The 17,728-nt window shown below is 23.9% G+C and carries 20 protein-coding genes; 15 read left to right on the forward strand and 5 right to left on the reverse strand.

Annotated features, from left to right (window positions below; all coding sequences use genetic code 4):
- Positions 1-85 precede the first annotated feature (85 nt).
- The 7 genes from ACQH26_RS03755 to ACQH26_RS03785 all read left to right on the forward strand — a co-directional run bounded on the left by ACQH26_RS03755 (position 86) and on the right by ACQH26_RS03785 (position 8,846).
- Positions 86-337 carry a hypothetical protein gene (locus tag ACQH26_RS03755; protein WP_174480064.1) on the forward strand — a complete coding sequence of 84 codons (252 nt, stop codon included), beginning with the start codon at positions 86-88 and terminating at the stop codon, positions 335-337.
- Complete coding sequence (locus tag ACQH26_RS03760; protein ID WP_425382883.1) at positions 318-3,005, forward strand: Mbov_0397 family ICE element conjugal transfer ATPase; 2,688 nt, start codon at positions 318-320, stop codon at positions 3,003-3,005. Before ACQH26_RS03755 ends, ACQH26_RS03760 begins: the two co-directional genes overlap by 20 nt.
- A 367-nt stretch (positions 3,006-3,372) precedes the next feature.
- On the forward strand, positions 3,373-3,702 hold the full coding sequence (locus ACQH26_RS03765) for a hypothetical protein (protein WP_425382884.1): 330 nt from the start codon (positions 3,373-3,375) through the stop codon (positions 3,700-3,702).
- Between the two features lie 26 nt (positions 3,703-3,728).
- Positions 3,729-5,072 (forward strand): Mbov_0396 family ICE element transmembrane protein, encoded by a 1,344-nt coding sequence (locus ACQH26_RS03770; RefSeq protein ID WP_425382885.1) that lies wholly within the window; start codon positions 3,729-3,731, stop codon positions 5,070-5,072.
- A gap of 208 nt (positions 5,073-5,280) precedes the next feature.
- Entirely contained in the window at positions 5,281-7,164 is a 1,884-nt protein-coding gene (locus ACQH26_RS03775; protein ID WP_425382886.1) for a VirD4-like conjugal transfer protein, CD1115 family, read from the forward strand.
- A gap of 210 nt (positions 7,165-7,374) precedes the next feature.
- The gene (gene pgsA, locus ACQH26_RS03780; protein WP_425382887.1) at positions 7,375-8,016 is read left to right on the forward strand and encodes a CDP-diacylglycerol--glycerol-3-phosphate 3-phosphatidyltransferase; all 642 of its coding nucleotides are present in this window, start codon (positions 7,375-7,377) and stop codon (positions 8,014-8,016) included.
- A 23-nt stretch (positions 8,017-8,039) separates the two neighbouring features.
- Complete coding sequence (locus ACQH26_RS03785) at positions 8,040-8,846, forward strand: SDR family NAD(P)-dependent oxidoreductase (protein ID WP_425382888.1); 807 nt, start codon at positions 8,040-8,042, stop codon at positions 8,844-8,846.
- Between the two features lie 145 nt (positions 8,847-8,991).
- Here the strand turns inward: ACQH26_RS03785 and ACQH26_RS03790 are convergent, their stop codons facing one another.
- A complete protein-coding gene (locus tag ACQH26_RS03790; protein ID WP_425382889.1) occupies positions 8,992-9,159 on the reverse strand; it encodes a hypothetical protein in 168 nt (55 codons plus the stop codon).
- 147 nt (positions 9,160-9,306) lie between these two features.
- Here ACQH26_RS03790 and ACQH26_RS03795 point away from each other — a divergent pair, with 147 nt between their 5' ends.
- A complete protein-coding gene (locus tag ACQH26_RS03795) occupies positions 9,307-9,474 on the forward strand; it encodes a hypothetical protein (protein WP_425382890.1) in 168 nt (55 codons plus the stop codon).
- Between the two features lie 586 nt (positions 9,475-10,060).
- A complete protein-coding gene (locus ACQH26_RS03800; protein WP_425382891.1) occupies positions 10,061-10,591 on the forward strand; it encodes a hypothetical protein in 531 nt (176 codons plus the stop codon).
- Positions 10,592-10,987: 396 nt separating this feature from the next.
- Here ACQH26_RS03800 and ACQH26_RS03805 read toward each other — a convergent pair whose 3' ends face one another.
- Both ACQH26_RS03805 and ACQH26_RS03810 read right to left on the reverse strand, forming a co-directional pair.
- Positions 10,988-11,170: an SDR family NAD(P)-dependent oxidoreductase gene (locus tag ACQH26_RS03805; protein ID WP_425383075.1), complete on the reverse strand. Its 183-nt coding sequence runs from the start codon at positions 11,168-11,170 to the stop codon at positions 10,988-10,990.
- On the reverse strand, positions 11,166-11,471 hold the full coding sequence (locus ACQH26_RS03810) for an SDR family NAD(P)-dependent oxidoreductase (protein ID WP_425382892.1): 306 nt from the start codon (positions 11,469-11,471) through the stop codon (positions 11,166-11,168). Before ACQH26_RS03810 ends, ACQH26_RS03805 begins: the two co-directional genes overlap by 5 nt.
- A 205-nt stretch (positions 11,472-11,676) precedes the next feature.
- On the opposite strand from ACQH26_RS03810, the gene ACQH26_RS03815 reads away from it, so the two are divergent.
- Complete coding sequence (locus ACQH26_RS03815) at positions 11,677-12,018, forward strand: hypothetical protein (RefSeq protein ID WP_425382893.1); 342 nt, start codon at positions 11,677-11,679, stop codon at positions 12,016-12,018.
- 71 nt (positions 12,019-12,089) lie between these two features.
- On the opposite strand, the gene ACQH26_RS03820 is transcribed toward ACQH26_RS03815, so the two are convergent.
- The gene (locus tag ACQH26_RS03820) at positions 12,090-12,719 is read right to left on the reverse strand and encodes a hypothetical protein (protein WP_425382894.1); all 630 of its coding nucleotides are present in this window, start codon (positions 12,717-12,719) and stop codon (positions 12,090-12,092) included.
- Positions 12,720-13,209: 490 nt separating this feature from the next.
- On the opposite strand from ACQH26_RS03820, the gene ACQH26_RS03825 reads away from it, so the two are divergent.
- Positions 13,210-13,569, forward strand: coding sequence for a helix-turn-helix domain-containing protein (locus ACQH26_RS03825; protein ID WP_425381863.1), 360 nt, complete (start codon positions 13,210-13,212; stop codon positions 13,567-13,569).
- 40 nt (positions 13,570-13,609) lie between these two features.
- Complete coding sequence (locus tag ACQH26_RS03830; RefSeq protein WP_425381862.1) at positions 13,610-14,098, forward strand: IS630 family transposase; 489 nt, start codon at positions 13,610-13,612, stop codon at positions 14,096-14,098.
- A gap of 164 nt (positions 14,099-14,262) precedes the next feature.
- Here the strand turns inward: ACQH26_RS03830 and ACQH26_RS03835 are convergent, their stop codons facing one another.
- Positions 14,263-14,412, reverse strand: a complete 150-nt coding sequence (locus ACQH26_RS03835; RefSeq protein ID WP_425382895.1) for a hypothetical protein — start codon at positions 14,410-14,412, stop codon at positions 14,263-14,265.
- A gap of 448 nt (positions 14,413-14,860) precedes the next feature.
- On the opposite strand from ACQH26_RS03835, the gene ACQH26_RS03840 reads away from it, so the two are divergent.
- Genes ACQH26_RS03840 through der form a run of 3 tightly spaced genes read left to right on the forward strand, consistent with a single transcriptional unit; the run spans position 14,861 to position 17,555 of the window.
- Entirely contained in the window at positions 14,861-15,508 is a 648-nt protein-coding gene (locus ACQH26_RS03840; protein ID WP_425382896.1) for a hypothetical protein, read from the forward strand.
- 16 nt (positions 15,509-15,524) lie between these two features.
- Positions 15,525-16,196, forward strand: a complete 672-nt coding sequence (cmk, locus tag ACQH26_RS03845; RefSeq protein ID WP_342274531.1) for a (d)CMP kinase — start codon at positions 15,525-15,527, stop codon at positions 16,194-16,196.
- A gap of 27 nt (positions 16,197-16,223) precedes the next feature.
- Positions 16,224-17,555 carry a ribosome biogenesis GTPase Der gene (gene der, locus ACQH26_RS03850; RefSeq protein ID WP_281749413.1) on the forward strand — a complete coding sequence of 444 codons (1,332 nt, stop codon included), beginning with the start codon at positions 16,224-16,226 and terminating at the stop codon, positions 17,553-17,555.
- The last annotated feature ends 173 nt before the right edge of the window (positions 17,556-17,728 follow it).

The raw sequence follows: 17,728 nt of genomic DNA on the forward strand, positions 1-17,728 counted from the left end.
TCAGTTGCTTAATAATATTTAGGGAACAAGATAACTTTGAATTGTGTTTAGTAAACAAATTAAATTCAGTTAGGAGACAATGATTATGAAAGATACGTATACATCTGTTCGATTAGCTCAAAAGCCACAAAATTCTTTTGCTTGCTATCGATGTGGTAGAGTAATTTTGATAGCTGATTACTTAGAAGGAATAAATATTCAAGTTAATTGCAGTCGTTGTGGCTTTAAGAAGCGTGTTAATAGTATAAAGATAGAGAAAATAAACAGTAAACCAAATTCAGCGCTAAATTCTAATGAAATTTCAAAAGAAAAGATAAATGAAATTTTTAATTCCTAAAACTATTAAATTTGTAAAATTACAAATTTGGAGAAGTGTTGGTTTAATTGATTTATTAATTATTTTAATGGTAGTTGGATTTGCTTCAATTATTATTTTATTGTTGCAAATTGATATTATTTTTAAAATATTAGCTGTTATTTTAGTTGGTTGTGCTACTATTCCGCTTACTTTTTATTGACAGCCAAGAAAAAAAGGATGAGAAATTATTTTATTATGATTTAAATTTCATAGTAAAAATCGTTATTATAAATCTGAAAAAAATTCACAAATATTAGTACCATTTAAAAAAATTATTAGTAAGAATGTAATGCAATTAAATGTGAAAAATACAAATTATACTAGAGCTTTATTATTGGAGGGTTTTAATATTACATTATTATCTAATGAAGAAGCCTCAAATAAAATTAAAGATTTAGCTGCAGCTTTTAAAATTATTAATATTTCTATGTCTTTAATAAAGATTGATATGCCTTTAGATATAACTGCACAAACTAATTTTTATAAAGAACAACTCGAAAAAATTGATTTAGAAAATATTAGTGAAAAAGCAAAATTAGCAAGAAAATTTCAAATGATATCAGCAATTAATGCTAATAATGAAATTCAAAATCAAAATGAAATGACGCAACCATTTTTTTACTTATTTTTTTATTCATCAAATCAAGAAAAATTAAAAGAAGAAGTAAATGCTTTTAAAAATTATATCAGTCGTAGTGGTGTTAAAGCTAGTGATATTAATTGTTTTGAAATGATGGTTGTTTATAGTAAATTAATAAATTCTAATGAAAATGCTTCCTTAGAAGAAATGTTTACTACAAAAAAAGAAGAAACTGTTAAAAGTAAAGATTTAACTAATGATTTGGCGATTAAAGAATTATTAGTTCATAAGAATAATTTAGAATTTGCTAATTGTTTTCAAACTGTTTATAACATATATGATTATCCATTTGAAGTTTCAGCAGTCTGATTAGCAAATTTAGTAAATATTCCTAATACTAGTTTAATCTTTACTTTTAATAGTATCAGTGAAGAAAGTGCTAAAAAACAATTGAATAAAGCTATGCAAAATTTAGCAACTTTAAATTTTATGACAAAATCATTATCAGAACGAAGAGATTATGATTATCATTATCAATCATTAAATGAATTATTAGATCAAATTGCTGGTGGTGGTGAAAAAATATTTAATACTAATATGTATGTGTTAATTAATGGTGCTGATTGTAAGCAACTTAAACAAAATATTAGTACTGCCGAATACGAAATAAAAAACAATAATATGAAGTTTGATAAATTATATTATCGTCAATTAGAAGCTTTTTTATCAGTAATGCCAGATAGTGCTGATTGATTTAAAGAAACAGGTCACGAAATGCCATGTTTAACAATAGGCGCTAGTTTTCCTTTTTTAAATCAAGAATTAAATGATAAACAAGGACTGTTTCTTGGATTTAATGAAAGTGGTAATAAAGTATTTTTTGATCAAAGAACTAAAAGTAGTACTCGTAAAAATCATAATCAACTAATTATTGGTACTAGTGGTTCAGGAAAATCTTATACTTCTAAAAAGGAAGTAAATTATCAAATTATGCTTGGTCATAAAGTAATTGTTATTGATCCTGAACGTGAATATCGCGATTTATGTAATTATCATGATGGAAGTTGAATTGATGTTGGTGACGGTTCTTCTGGCAATATTAATCCATTTCAAATTACATTGGCACTGAGTGATGATAATACTAATGATAATAATACTCGTGATATTTTAGCACCACATATGCAATTCTTAGAACAATTTTTAAACGTTGCTACTGGTGGATTAACGAGAAATGAATCAAGTTTATTAATGATTTATGTAAATTTAATGTATGAAAAATTTGGTATTACTTCTCGAACAAAAATTCATTTATTAAAACCAAATCAATTTCCAATTTTTCAAGATTTATATGATATTATTGAATCTGATATGGTTAAAGAAGAAGAGATTAGAAGTAAAAATGAATTAAAAAATTTACTAATTATATTATCAAGATTTGCAACTGGTGGTACTGATGCTAATTTATGAAATGCTCATACTAATATTAATAGCAGTAGTTTATTACAAGTTTATGATTTATATACTTTAATGCAATCAGGGAATAAACGTTTAGTTAACGCTCAAATGTTTTTAATTTTGAAATATATTGAAAATGAAGTACGAAAGAATAAAAATGATAATGAAATTAATAATAAACAACAATGAATTTCAATTACTATTGATGAAGCCCATTTACTTATTGATAAAGAATTTCCAGCAGCATTATTATTTATGTATCAAATTGTTAAGAGAATTCGTAAGTATACAGGTATGATAAATATTATTACACAAAATATTAATGATTTTCTTGGTTCTGAAGAAATTAAAAAATATACTACTGCTATTATTAACTCAAGTCAATATTTAAAAGTATTAAACTTACAACCTCATGATTTAGCAGCATTAAATGAATTGTATTCTTCATATGATGGCATTTCTGCTAATGAAACTGATTTTATTGCTCGTGCTAAAGTCGGTGAATGTCTTTTTGCTATTTCTAGTTTATATCGTATGTGTTTAAATATTAATGTTAGTGATGCTGAAACACAAGCAATTAAAAATATAAAAAATAAAGAAATTGAAAATTAGTATATTTTTTATACATTATCGATTTCATCAATAATTATTAATTTATTTTTAAACTAAATAAAGATACTTTCATATTAATAAAACTTATAAGTTTTATTAATATGATTTTATTTAAATAATAAATTTTATAAAATAATAAAAAATAAGTTGATAAAATTGAAAATTTTTATTTACTTTATTTTAAAACCAACTATAATTAATGTGTATCAACATTATTTATAACATATGAATTTGACTGTAAGTCGTAATTTATCTCTTTAAGGAGTAAAATAGAGGGCTTATTATATTATTAGATAAATTCATGCTTTATAAACAATTTTGATTAGTAAATAATTTTATTTTTTTATTATTTAAGGAGGAAAAACTTATGATTTTTAATTATCTATCAGATGGACCTGATATAAATAAAATCATTGATGTAGCAAAACCTTATGTTTCGGCAGTTGCAGGATTGCTAATTGCTGTTTTAATTGCATTTAGTGTTTTTAAAATAATTATATTGGCAAAAGATTTAGCGGCTGCTGGTGATGATCCACAACATAGAAGTGAGATTAAAAAAGCGTTTATGTATACATTAATTGCACCAATTATTGGTATTACTGCATCAGCAATAATAATTGCTCTTGTGCAGGCCTTTGGTGGTAATCCAAATATTCTCCTACTAACTAAAGAAAGTTATATATTAACTTGATATTAAGTTATGAAGAGAAAAGAGATGAAAATATGGATTGACTAACAGATATTATACTAGGAGCTTTATTATTTATACCTTGACTTATTTTTATTCAAGGACCATTATATTTAATTGCTGTTTTATTAAGACCACATGGTATATTTGATTATTTAACAACTGATGCAATAACTAATTTAATTTTTGGAAAATTTAATGAAGATCCACTTAATAGTAAAAACTTACCAATATTTTTTTCAGTATTAGCTGTTGTTTCAATTGGTGTAATACTTATTATGTTTATTATGCAATTAATTATTATCCAATTTACTGAAACACATACAATTAGAGAAAAACTAGGTAAAGCTATAAAAAATACATTTTTAGCTTTTTTAGTAATTGTTTTCATTCCATTTTTTATGAGTGCTATAAATTATCTAATGACAGGATTATTGGCAGTTTTACAAATTACATCTTTAGGAAAAAATGCTAGTTTAGCTGATTTATTATGAGGTATTGGTGCTCCTGATTATGATAGTTCTTTGCATCCTAATGGTGTTTTTTCAATGCCTGATGTTTCGTATTTAAAACATTGAAACTTTATTCTTGAAATTATTGCGGTGTGATTTACTTTATATGTATTATTTGTTGCATCAATGACATTGGTTGAAAGAATTATTGATTTATTACTTTTATTTTCAATATCACCAATTGTTGCCGGTATAATGCCTGTTGATCAAGGAAAAAGATTGGGTGTTTGAAAAGAAATGGTAATAGGTAAGTTTATTATTGGTCCAGGAACGATGTTACCTATTTATATATTCCTTGAAATATTACCAAAAGCAATACTAGATATTACTAAAAATGCTAATTTTAGTTGACTTGAAAAACAAGTTCTATATACATTATTTTGTACAGCCGGTGCTATTAGTTGTTTAAGAACTCAAAAAATTATTAATCACTTAGTAACACAAAACTTAGGTGTACAAAGCGCTATTGATTCTAATGGAGCAGCTATTGCCGGAAATATTATGGGTAAAGCTCGTAGTTTTGCTAGCCTTGCAGCCGGTGGTGCTGGTGCATTAAAACTTGGAAAACAAATTACATTTGGTGGTGCTAAAGATGGAAGAAATCCTGATGGTAGCGAAAAGAAAGCAAATGGACTATTAAAAAATGGTATCACGGGTTATTTAAGCAAAGGTACTAAAGGAGTTGCTAAAGGAATTGGTAAATTTCAAAATTCTAATGATCATGGTACTAAATGACAAGATACAAAAAATAATTTAAAAAATCCTTTTGTTGGATTAAAAAATATGGCTAATGCTGCTTTTAAAGAACCTGTTGTAAATTTAAATAATATTAGAAAGAATGCAAGAAGAGGAGATTCTGATGAATAAAAAAGTAAAATATTAAAATCTTGGAGAAATAATCATGAAATTTAAAAAAACAAAAAATGAATTTAAAAAGAAAAAAAGTTATCGTTGAAGACGAAATGTAAGTATTGGTATTTTATTATTAATAATATCAGGTATTGCTGGTGTTATTTCCCAATATGGGTAAAATATAAATTATTATAAAATATATAAAAAATAAAGGAACATAAAAATGAAATTTATTCGTCAAAAAAAATGAGTACTACCAGCAGTAATTATAATTGTTATACCCTTTTTAGTATTAATAAATACTTTATTAGTTTATGCTTTAGTCTTTGTTCGTAACATATTTTCTCATAGTGGAGATAATCAACAACCATTTACACTTAAATTTTTAATACAGGATGTTATTAATTATTGATTATTATTTTTAATTCTATTTCTTATTGAATTTTCAGTTTTATTATCTTACTTTATGATTCACAAATATAAAATTTATCGTGAAACTCATAATAAAAGTCGCTTTTTACGTGATTCAAAAAATAAAGTGTATGGATCTGCTGCTTGATTAACACCCACTGAAATTGCTAATACCTTTCCTTTATCAAAAACTGTTGAAAATGATTACGGTATTGTTGTTCAAACAACAAAGACTAAAATTGGTGGTGTCCAATTTAATATTAAGTCTGATGCTCATAATATTGTAATTGGGGGAACAGGAAGTGGTAAAACTCAAAAATTAGTTATTCCAACTATATATTTAAATGCCCAATCAAAAATTAAACCATCAATGGTTATTACTGACCCAAAAGGAGAATTATTTCAAAATCATTCTAAAATATTAAAAGATAATGGTTACGATGTTTATGTTATTAATTTACGTGATACATCAGTATCTAATTCATGAAATCCTTTTGTTAAAGTATATGATTTTTATGTAGAATCAATGCGTTTAAAAAAAGAAAATAATCCTTTAAATGAATCAATTACTTATGAATCAATGGCATTATCATGAATTAATGATATTGTCGAAGCCTTATTTCCTGAATCAGATCCAAAACAAAAATTTTGAAATCAATCAGCGATGCAAGTTGTTAAATCAATTATGTTATTTATGCTAGAACAACTTGAAGATCAACCTGATGTTCCTTTAAAATACTTTAGTATGTCAAATGCTGCTATTGTTGCTACTAATCGTCAACGATATGTTGAAATTCTAAAAAAAATGCCAACTCATAGTTTAGCTCGTCAAATTGGTTTAGGTGCATTAGAAGGTGCTGAAGAAACTGCGGGATCAATTAGTCAAATGGTTGCTAATGGATTACGTTTATTTACTGATCCAGTGACACGAAATATTAGCTGTAGTAATGATATAAATTTAGATGAAATTGTAAAAAAACCAAGTGCTGTTTTCTTAGTTGTTCCTGATGAAAGTAATGAACGTAATGCTTTTGTATCAATGTTTATTGCACAGTTATATAAAAATACAATTCGTTATGCAAGTACTTTGCCTGATATTAAATTACCACGTCCTTTATACTTTTTATTTGATGAGTTTGGTAATATACCAACGATTGCTAGTATGGCACAAATGATTACTGTTGCACGAAGTCGTAATATTTTTTTCATGATGATTATGCAAGATTTACAACAATTAACACAAAAATATGGTAAAGAAACAGCAGAAACTATTTTTAATAACTGTATTTTGCATACTTTTTTGCAAACTATGGATTTACAAACTGCTAATAAATATTCAGATATGTTTGGTGAAAAAACAATTATTAATTATAGCCATTCTGGTAATAAAGATAAAAAAGCTGATAATATTAATTCATCATTACAAGGTAAAAAATTAATTACAGGTAGTGAGTTAATGAAATTAGATTTTGATACTGCTGTTATTTTTTTAGCAAAACATAATCCAGCAAAAACACGTTTAATTCCGTTTTATGAATGAGGAAGTAAACCGGCAGGACAAGCAACTGTTACAAATGCTTCACGTTTAATTGATTTTAATAAAGATTATTATTTAAGTTATATTGGTTTATTCTATTATATTGAGAAAAGAAAAAATCCACAAGCTGCTGCCGAAAGAGAAAAATCAGAAAAATAAAAAACAAACAATAGTTAAGAAATTGTATATAAAAGAATATTTATTTTAATATATAAATGTATATTATTGATAGATATAGAAAATAACGATATACTTATTTCATGAATAGATCAAAAATATAAGTTTTACTTTTTATAAATTATGCTAAAAAAGGTAAGTACATAATAATGTTAAATATTATAAATAAACTTATATGAAAGGATTTTAAATATGAATGTTCCCAATATTATTTCTTTAATAAGATTAATATTAGTTCCAATTATTGTTAGTTTAATGATTATCGGTCCAATAGATAATGATAATTTTTATCATCTTTGAATAACAAGTATTAATATTAATAGTTATAGTTTACCAATTAGTTGGTTAATAGCAGCAATTTTATTTATTATTGCTGCCATTAGTGATTTTATTGATGGATGATGAGCAAGAAAATTTAATCAGGTAACAACTTTTGGTAAATTTTTTGATTCAATTGCAGATAAAATTTTAACTAATGGTGTTTTAATTGTAATGGCATGTGCTACTATAATTCCGGTTTGAATGGTAGTTATTTTGGTATTACGTGATTTTATTATTGATGTAGTTCGTCAAATTTTGGCTACTAAAGGCACAGTAATGGCTGCTGATAAATATGGTAGAATAAAGGCAGCAGTACAAATGTTAGGAATTACAATTTTATTTTTTATTAATTGACGATTTTTAAATGGTAGTGTTAATGGTCATAGTAATAATGATCAATATGGTTTAATTAATCAATTAGTAATGATACCAATGTACGTTGCTACAATATTAAGTATTTTTAGCGCTTATAATTATATTAGTTCAAATAGTAAAAAAATGTTTAATATCTAAAAATAAAAGGAGTATTAATATAAATGATAAATAAAGTAATTGTTTTGAATCAGTGAGCAGTAGTTACAGGAGCGTCTAAAGGATTGGGATATTATTACTGTCAAGCATTATTAGCACAAGGTTATTATGTATTAGGGGTATCACGTGATAGTAAAAAAATATTAGAATTAGCAGATAAGTATCCACACTTACAAGTTAAAAATTATGATTTAGATTTATCTGATTTAAAAAATATTTATAAATTATTTGAGTTATCAAAAGAATTAAATGTAACAGTAGTTATTAATAATGCTGGTTATGGTGTTTGAGGAACATTTGCAGATAGCATGTTAGAACAAGAATTAAATATGATTAATTTAAATATTTCTTGTTTACATATTTTAACAAAGTTATTTGTTCAACGTTTTAGTAAAAATAATTATGGTCGTGTTATTAATATTGGAAGTATGGCAGCTTTTAGTCCGGGGCCTGTTTTTGCTAGTTATTATGCTTCTAAATCATATGTTTGAAGTTTAGGTGTTGCAGTTAATTATGAATTAAAAAGAGCAAAAAGTAAAGTAAGAGTAATTACAATTTGCCCAGGTCCATTAAAAACTGAATTTTGAAATCGTAGTAGTAATGGTAAAGGAAATAAAGAACATTATAGTTCATTATTACCAGTTTTAGATACTGAAACTTATGCTAAAAAGTCTTTACAAACAGCCTTAAAAACAAAAAGAAAAACTTTTATTATTACAGGAATTTCTAATAAAATTACAAGAACTATTATTAGAATATTACCTTTAAAAACAGTACTTAAGCTAGTATATAATTATCAAAAAAATCGATAATAATGAATTTCATTTTTTATTTTAATCGTAAAAATTATTAAAAAACATTTATTTATTATAAATGTTTTTTATTGTTTTCTTTAAAATAAAGGTTTATGATGTATCCAACTTCTTAAGATTTTAAGAAGTTATTAAAAAAGAGGTGTTATTTATGAAAAAAAAATTTATCAATGTTAACAACAATAGCATTATCAGCAGCATCAATATTTTCAACTTCTTCGATATTAAATTCATATGTAAAAAATTCCAATTTAATAAATGTTGATAATTTACATGATATAATACAACCAATTGATATTGTTGAATACCCCATTTTTGCTGATAATGGAGAAACTACAGTTAAAACTTTTGAAAAAAATCTTATGGAAAAGATTATTATTATAATGATCAAAGTAAGAATTCAGTTATTGTATCTAGTGATACAAAGTTTATTGATAATAGTATTTCACATGAAGGAAATATGAATAAAATTCAACAAACAGTTAGTTACGATTATGATTGAAATCAAAAAGCATTTATTTTTAAATTTGTTAGTGTTGAAACAGTTACAGCAAATAATGAAAAAGATACTCAGTTTGTGAGAGGTTATTTTACTACTAGTTTAAAGTTAAATTTGCATGAATTTTAATTTATAGTTTAAAATATTATTTTTTTAACTTAATTAGAGAAATTATATTATAAAAGTAGTACTTAAGTATTACTTTTATTTATTTTTTTGTTTTTTAAAATAAAATAAATAATATTTAGAATATAAAATTAATTAAAAGTATTAATAATAAATTTGTAGTGGTAATTAATCAAAATATATTATATACAGTATGAAATTCTATTGTAATTTGGTTTAAATTTGTTATTATTATATTTGTCCTAAAACTTTAGGACAAAACATCAGTTTAATTAATTTAAAATTGTAAATTTGGCTTTATGCCCTTATATGAGTAACTTTCATGTAAGGGTTTTGTATTTTAATTTATTGATATGAGTCTTTAATTTAGTTTAAAAACTCAATTTAATATCTATTCCAATTTCATAAATTAATATTCCCACTTACCCTTAAACCAAAATTTATACAGACTAATAATTAAAAACATTTTAAAATTTATATCATTATAATTTAAAAGTATTAAGTTTAAGGTCAAATTTACTCTTTTATGGTAATTAAGTTTGTTTATAGTAAAAGTATTATTAAAACTTTAGAAAATGAGGTTTATTAAATGCAGAATATTATAAATTGTGGCATTTATTTTGCCAATGTGCCATTAACAAAAACAACTAACGAAACTAGATGTGAAAATATAAATTGTAATTATCAATATTGTAATGGTTGCAAACTTGAAACAGTTATCATTTGAACACAAAGTCCTGATCAAAAATGTTTAATAATTCCTATTATTAGAAATTCAATTGAGCAACATGAGCAAAGCCTAGGCTTATTAGGTGATAACTTATCTATTATTAAATTGAAAAAATCTAATAATAATTCTATTTTAAGTTTTCGCGAGGAAGATATTAGTTATGCTGATCTTAATCGTGCAACTTGAATTAAAAACTTTAGAATTGGTGATGAATACTTAATCAATGGAGAACTTCGTGTGTTAAATGAAACTGAAATTCATGATTTATCTTTTAGAGTAAAAACATTACCAATATCAAGTCTTAATACAATTGCCAATATTGGTATTAATAAAAATTTAAATTTAAATAATAAAATTGTAAGTTATAGTGACAATACTTTGAAAGAATAATTTCTTAAAACAATTAAAAATATAAAAATTCTTAATATTAAATTTCTCTCTCTTTTAAAATTAAAAAATAATAAAGAATTGTCTAAAGTATTTTAAAATTCAAAAATTAGATAAATATTCTTTATTTTTTTATTTTTACATTATTTCATTGGTTGTTCTAATAATAATTTCATTTCAAGTAGCATCAGCAGGTAATTCAATTGCTTGTTTTATTGTTACTGCTATTCGTTCGGCAGATATGCTATAAGTTTTATAATATTCTTTAAATTCAGAACTAAATCTTTATCAGTTACTCTATTCAATAATTCAGTATTGATTGCTCCAGGTGAAATTACTGTAATTCTAATATTAGTTTTATCCTTTGCTACTTCTTCTCTTAATGATTCACTAATTGCTCTAACCGCTCATTTTGTTGCTGAGTAAACTGCTCTTCACCAGCATGAGCAAAAAATGACCAGCAATTGATGAAATATTAATGATATGACCTGAATTTTGTTGATACATTAATGGTAATGATGCACCAATACCATAAAGTGTTCCTTTAATATTGACATCAATTGTTTCATCTCAGTCTTTAATGTTTTTTTTGTTTTAAAGATGTTAGTATCATAATTCCTACATTATTAATTCAAACATCAATTTTATTAAATGTTTTAATTGCAAATTGTGCTAGTTTTTCTACCTCATGATGTTTGGTGACATCAGTTACTAAATAATTTGCTTCACCATTTTTATTTTTAATATTAGTAACTAATGCCTTAAGTTTTTCTTCTCTTCTTGCAGCTAAAATTAATTTATGATCGGCGCTTGCTAATAACTTAGTTGTTTCCATACCAATATCACTAGAAGCCCCTGTGATTACGATAACTTTTGATTTCATGTGTATTCACCTCTAAACTATTTATCAACAATGATCATTTTTTTATTTTTAATAATTAATGCAATTAAAATTGTTTTTAACAGAAATGTTTAATAAATGTATGTATAATTAATGAATATTAAATTAAAGAAAAAATAATGATTTACAAAACTAAGTAATTGTAAATTCTCTGCTTAAGAAAATAAAGAAGAAACGGGGGTAAAAAATGGTAAATTATAAAAAAATTAATTGATTTATTTTAGCAATTATTATTCTTGGGTTTTTATTTATGATAATTGGATTAAGTTTACTTACTAGCAAAGTGTTAATAGGAGGTCATACAGAATTAGTCACTAATGGTTTTGGATTAATCGCAGGAAAATATAAAGAGTATTCTCATTTAAATGGAATTTTAGATGTATTTAATAATAATTTAAATGATTGATTTAATATTTCAAATGTAAGATGTGGTGTTGTTTTTACAATATTTTTAACTCCTATATTTTTATCTATAAGTATAATTTGTTTTTTATATAATTATTATATTTTTAAATTTTCTAAAAAGTAAAATAACAATAACATTATTTTTGATAAATATTTATTAGAATTTATGTATTTTTATTTAGTTAATTAATGAATCTAATCATTATTATTAAAATCAGCAATTTTGACAGTATATTCAAAAGTTTCACTTGAAGTTACATCAACAACTTTGCCTTCAATCATTACCTTTATTGTTATTGGATAATTCATTTTGTAGTTTAAAAATTGATCACCTACTGAAATTGCTTCTATTCTGCATTTTTCTAAATGTTCTTTAAATGAATTTGTTAAATTTGGAATAGTAACATTGTTTAAATCATTAATGAATCATTCTCAGGTTTTATTAATACTGGCTTGGTTATAAGCTGCTTGAAACAAATTACGCATATAATCTAATGTTACTTGTTCAGCGATAATGTTATATTTTTTTTCTGTTGTTGTTTTTTTATCCCTTACTGCAAACATTCCACTTGGATAGTCATTATTTTTTAATAAGAATATTCTAGTGAGTGGTGATAAGTCTAAAAGTTGAGTAATATAAATAGTCATACTATTTAAGTTTTCTTTAATTTGATTAACATCATTAAAATCAAAAACAGGTACTTTATATCTTACCGTTTCATAATTATTATTAGTGTTATTTTTATTTTCATTTTTTTCTTCGTTATTGGTTATTTTTGTTTTCATTATAATTTTAATTTTTTCATTGATATTTTTATTGTTCATTAGTACTTCTCCTTTTATTTAATAATATAACCTAGGTTATTTAGTAATACTAAATTGACCTAGGTACTAAGAAAATATAAAAAATATTATATTTTATGAATTACTAAAATTATTTAATTATGCTTTTTTAACTGCTTTAACAGTAAAGTGGAATTTATTTGATGAACTAGCAGTTACTTGTGGTGCATTAGGTACGGTTGCTACAACTTTATAAATGAAATCCATTTTATAATCTAGTGCATCTCCTGAAGCTATATATGCATTTAAACATTTTTTTGTATGTTCTTCAAATTGATTTTCTAAATCGTTAATAGAAACATCTGTTTGATTAGCAATTGTTCATCCTCATTGTTGACCTTGTGCTAATATATAGCTAACTAAAGTAATATTTACTCATAAATAATGTAAAATAATAATATGTAATTTAAACAGTTTTTGAATTTAAAAGTACAATTCAGCAATAATTAAAATAGATTAGGAAGATTAAATTATGCCAAAACCATACAGTGAAGACTTACGAAGAAAAGTAATAGAAGCTTATGAAAGTAAAAATATGAAAATTAAAGAAATTTGTAAAGTGTTCAATATCACTAGAAAGACTTTATTTTTATGAAGAAAAAGAAAAAAAGAAACTGGGCATATAAAACCAATTTTGAATTATCAAAAAGGACATAGCCACAAAATAAAGGATTTAGATGAATTAAAAAATTATTTAGCAGAAAATAAAGATGTTACAGTTCAAAAAGTAATTGATAAATTTGGAAATATGACTAAAGAAACAGTTTATAACTATTTTAAAAAACTAAATTATACATATAAAAAAAACTTTTCTATATGAACAAAGAGATAAAAATAAACAAGAAGATTTTTTAAAAGAAATAGCTAAAATAATGAATGAAGATTTAGTATATATTGATGAATCTGGAATTGATGATAATGAATTTTATAAATATGGTTGATCTGAAAAAGGTAAAAGATTATTTGATAATAAACCCGCATATAAAATAAAGAGAATGAGTATAATTGGTTCACTAAATAAAGGTAAATTAAAAGCCTTATGAGCATTTGAAGGACATTGCAATAGTAAAATTTTTGAATCATATGTTAAAAATAAACTAATTCCAGTATTAAAGCGTGGACAAATTATAGTTTTAGATAATGCAACGTTTCATAAATCTAAATTAACACAACAATTAATTGAAAATGCTGGATGCAAACTATTATTTCTTCCGCCATATTCTCCTAATTTAAATCCAATTGAACATTTTTGATTTGCTATAAAACATAATATAAGAAAAATATTACCAAATTATTGACCAAATATTAAAAAAGCGATTGATTTTGTTTTTCAAGATATGAGTAAACATTACTTTAGTTAGCTATATATGCTTTTGGAGCTGTTTCTTGAAGTCTAGTAAGTAAATATTGTGGTACAATTGGTGTTATACCAGCACTTGTTACTAATACGAATGTTCCGTTTGGATATTGTTCATCTTTTAAAAACGCAACTTTTTCTGTAGCTGGTAAAGCTTCTAATATTTGATTAATATATGGGAATCATACTGTTTAAGTTAGTTTGCACACTAATAGGATCAACGTTATCTAGTACATTAATCTTATTACTATCAGTATTTCCGGTAGTAGTTGTATGTTCAATTTTTAAATCCCCTAAAATTAATGTAGTTTTTTGCATATTTTATTCTCCTTTGTTACTAAAATAAATTATTATTTTTAGTTTTAGTTAATTTTAAGATTAAGATTTACCTAATGTAATATTTTTTTATTTTTAATATCGATAATAGTAAGATATTTATAATAATGTGAAAGTGATATTAGATAAAAATATTTTTTGTAAATCTTAATTTAAGTCTATAATTGAAAAAATGAATATACAATAAAAAAAATAATGCCTGCATAAAAATATAAATTTTTCTAATATTTTATTTTTAATAATGTTTAAAACAAAACTAAGCAAAAACAATTATTTTTTAAAATATTATCAATATTATCAATAGTTAAATTTGTATATTATAATGATTTTATATATTTATGTTATAATCAAGAAAATTATTATTACTATTAAAAATAAATCAGTATTGGAATTTTTTAAATATTAATTTGTGGGTGCTTTAATGACAAGAATGGAAAAGTATAAAAGTTTACGTGAACAAATTGCTAAAGAAATTAAAGAAAATAGTAAGCTTTGAGAACAAGAACAAAAAATAGAAAATTATTATCAGCAACTAATAAAAATTGATCAATCATATTTTGAGCCAATTTTTCAAAAATTAAATTCTGATTTAAATTTAGTTAATTTTGAAAATTATTTTATTAAAAATAATGAACAACATTTAGATGATAATGATAAATTAATATTGGAAAATATGTTAGAAAATATTAATAATATTTTAAAAAAATATAGTGAAAATATTGATTTTGAAATAGTTGATGTGCCATTAATAAGTACTAACTTGGAATATCAAATGTTAATTAATAGTATGCATAATAAAATAAATGAATTTCAAAAAGACTTAGAAAGTAAAATTCATGATGTCAAAAATTTTGTTAAAAATTTAGAATTTAAATATAAAAAGTATAAAATAAATAATAGTGATCTTAATAAAGGACTAAAAGAAATTAATCAAGAACATAATAATTTTCAAGATGAATTACAAAAAATTAAAATTAAGCATAATTATAAATGAAGTTTAACAGTATTTAGTATTATCATTATTTGTTTAATTTTAATAGTCGTGTTAGTATTATCATTAATATTATTTATTAAGTAGAGAATGGAGAAAAACAATGTACCCAAAGATTAATATTGCAATAGATGGTCCAGCAGCTAGTGGTAAATCAGCGGCAGCATATTTGCTTTCTAAAAAAATTGATTATCAATTTATGGATACAGGAATTATGTATCGTAGTTTTACTAATCATTGTTTAAAAAATAAAATTGCTTTTGAAAGTGAAGATTTAATACTTGCAGCACTACAACTTTTTGATATAAGATGAGTTAATGGTCATTTTTTATTTAATGATCAACCACCAACAGAAGAAATTTATGATAAAAATGTTACTAGTAAAGTACCAATAATTGCTTCGTTATCTGAAGTTAGAAAAGTTATGGTTGCTAGAATTCAAGAAATGGTTAGAAGTCAAGGCTTTATTGTCGTTGGCAGAGATATTAGTAGTGTTGTTTTACCTGATGCTCAATTAAAGATTTTTTTAACTTCTAGTTTACACGCTCGTAGTGAAAGAAGATATAAACAGTATATTAAAGAGGGTATTAATATTACGCAAGAACAAGTATATAACGATATGGTAATTCGTGATAATGTTGATAAAACTCGTAGCACTGGGCAACTAGTAATTGTTGAAGATGCAGTTATTTTAGATAATAGTGATTATAATTTACAAACGACCGTTGATAAATTAAAAATTTTATATGATAATTACTTTAGTCATAAAAAATAATATTTTAAATATAAGGATTTGAATAAAATGAATAAGTTACCAAAAGTAGTAATTGTAGGACGCCCTAATGTTGGTAAATCTTCAATTTTTAATCGTATATTACAAAAAAAAGTAGCAATAATTGAAGATATGCCCGGAGCAACTAGAGATCGAATTTATGGCATTGGTGAATGATTAACACAAAATTTTGTGATTATTGATACGGGTGGTATTACTAAAACGATTACTAATTTTACTCAACAAATCAATCAACAAGTTAATATTGCTTTAGCTGAGGCTGATATTGTTTTATTTGTTTGTTCTTATCAAGAAGGTCTAACTCACGAAGATGAAGATATTGCCAAATTATTATACAGAACTAAGAAACCAGTTATTATTATTGCAAATAAATATGATAATGTTCAAAAAGATAATGATAAAATTTATGATTATTTAAAAGTTGGCTTTGGCGAACCAATTTTAGTATCTGCTAGTCATGGTGTTGGTTTTGGTGATTTATTAGATATGATAATTACTAAGTTACCAAAAGAGGTTCATACAGAAAAAAAAGAAAATATTAATTTAGCAATTATTGGTCGTCCCAATGTTGGTAAATCAAGTTTAGTTAATACTATTCTTCAAGAGAATAGAGTTATTGTTTCACCAATAGCAGGAACAACAACTGATGCTATTGATAGTAATTTTGTTTATAATAAAAAACAATATTGTGTTATTGATACTGCAGGAATTCGTAGAAAAGGAAAAATTACTGAAGATTTAGAAAAATATAGTTTAATTAGAACTACTAATGCCATTGAACGTAGTGATATTGTTTTGTTTTTATTAGATGGTAGTGTTGAAATTCAAGAACAAGATTTAACAATAGCAGGAATGGCAAAAAATTTAGATAAGCCAGTTATTATTATTGTTAATAAATGAGATTTAGTTAAAAAAAATGAAAAAACAATGCAAGAGTTTACTAAAAAAATAAAAGAAAAATTTAAATATCTTGAGTATTCTTTTGTTGTATATTTATCTGCTTTAGAAAATACTAGAATTCATACTTTATTTGCTACTATTAATGAAGTATTAGTTAATATGAATTTAAGAATTAAAACAAGTATTCTTAATGAAATAATTAATAAAGCTCAATTAATTAATGAGCCGCCTTACTTTAAAGGTGGTAGATTAAAGATATATTACACAACACAGGTTGAAAAAAATCCGCCTACTTTTATTTTAATGGTAAATGATCCACAACGATGTCATTTTTCTTATGAACGTTTTTTAATTAATCAAATTCGTGAACGATTTGGTTTTCAGGGTGTACCAATTAAATTAAGATTTAGAATGCGTAAGTCATTGTATAATAAACAATAAAAAAGTGTAAAATTTTGTGATTATATTTATTTTAAAGAAAATTATTGTATAATAATATTTATTAAGATAAAAAACTAATGATTAGAAAGTGTAAATGATTATGCTAAATTTTTTAACATTAGAGTCGCACAATAAAAGTTTATCAACATCGGCAATGTGAATAATGTTTATCA

Source organism: Spiroplasma endosymbiont of Melieria omissa (genome assembly GCF_964031175.1).
Taxonomy (GTDB): Bacteria; Bacillota_I; Bacilli_A; order Mycoplasmatales; family VBWQ01; genus Spiroplasma_E; species Spiroplasma_E ixodetis_A.